1 protein-coding gene is annotated in these 1,399 nt (G+C 58.5%); it reads left to right on the top strand.

What is annotated here, in order from left to right:
* Nucleotides 1–95 precede the first annotated feature (95 nt).
* Nucleotides 96–1,124 (top strand): IS110 family RNA-guided transposase, encoded by a 1,029-nt coding sequence (locus tag BLR85_RS28285; protein WP_093165243.1) that lies wholly within the window; start codon nucleotides 96–98, stop codon nucleotides 1,122–1,124.
* Nucleotides 1,125–1,399: the final 275 nt, after the last annotated feature.

Raw genomic sequence — 1,399 nt, 5'->3', positions numbered from 1 at the left:
CTCGGCGAGATGGGATGGTTGCCGCCCTCCCCAGACGGCATCGCAATGTGCCAAGATTGTGGTGTTGAACGCCACGCGTAGAGGAGGACGGCGAGATGAAGGATATGATGGTTGGAGTCGATCTGGCAAAGAGTGTTTTCCAGGTCCACGTAGCGTCGCGAACTGGAGAGGTGCAGTACCGTAAGAAACTGAGCCGAAAGCAATTTTGTGCGTTCATGGCGCAGCAAGAGCCAAGCCTGGTCATCTTTGAAGCCTGTGGGAGCGCTCATTATTGGGCGCGTGAAATGGAGGCGTTTGACCACGAGGTAAGGCTGATCGCACCGCAATATGTGCGCCCGTTCGTGAAGCGTCAGAAAAATGATGCGGCCGATGCCGAGGCGATCGTGATCGCCGCCCGCCAGCCCGAGATGCGTTTTGTTGAGCCCAAGACCATTGAGCAACAATCCCGCGCAGCGGTGTTCCGCGGCCGGGAACGCCTGGTGCATCAGCGGACCGCTGATGTGAACGCGCTGCGTGCACTTTTATATGAGCACGGCCATGTGTTTCCTGCTGGGATACGTCACCTCAATCGCATGACGGCGCTTCTTGAGGACGAGAGCTCCGGCCTACCAGTGCTCATTCGAGAGGAGTGCAAGGACCTGCGAGCCCAGATTGCAGAGAAAACAGCGCGCATCACCGAGCATACCGCGAAACTGAAAACGTTAGCCGCGCAGTCAGACAAGGCGCGCCGGCTTCAGACCATGCCTGGTGTTGGACCACTCACGGCCATCGCTGTGGAAGCGTTCGGCCCCGACATGACGCAGTTCAAAACCGGTCGCGACTTTGCGGCTTGGCTAGGGCTCGTCCCCAAGCAGCATTCCTCTGGAGGCAAGGAGCGTTTAGGGCGGATGACCAAGGCAGGCCAGGCGGATATCCGACGCCTTCTGATCGTAGGGGCAATGTCGCGATTGACCTGGCTTGGACGACGCACAATTCCGGAAGGCAGTTGGCTGTCGCGGATGTTGGCGCGCAAGCCCAAGATGCTGGTCGCCATAGCGTTGGCCAACAAGATGGCACGACAGATCTGGGCGATGCTGACAAAGAACGAAAATTACAGGGATCCGACGCTGGCTGTTGCGGCATGATGTGCATGTCTAGCCGCTAGCGACGGTGCCAAGGGGGTGTGAGAAGACGACGACCTGAATGGGCAAAACGATCGAACAGATCGGGAGTGGGAAAACCAGGGCCGCTCTTAGTGCAACAAGCACGACGGCGAGATTTGGACCCGATCCGCAGATCACCATACCGGCCTGCGGCGTTTGCAAGTACCGCATCTCAAGGCCTTACAGAAGACCGCACTCGATCACGCGCCGGCAAGGTCGGAAACTTCTTGCATTACGGGCGGCAACCACAGAAGAGC

The organism is Aliiruegeria lutimaris, assembly GCF_900099935.1.
Classification (GTDB): Bacteria; Pseudomonadota; Alphaproteobacteria; order Rhodobacterales; family Rhodobacteraceae; genus Tropicimonas; species Tropicimonas lutimaris.
Note: the sequence above shows the minus strand (reverse complement) of the source record. Positions and strands in the feature narration are given on the sequence as shown.

Bases quoted from the DNA above. Each gene is read 5' to 3' on its own strand.
- BLR85_RS28285 (WP_093165243.1), top strand. From the start codon at position 96: ATGAAGGATATGATGGTTGGAGTCGATCTGGCAAAGAGTGTTTTCCAG.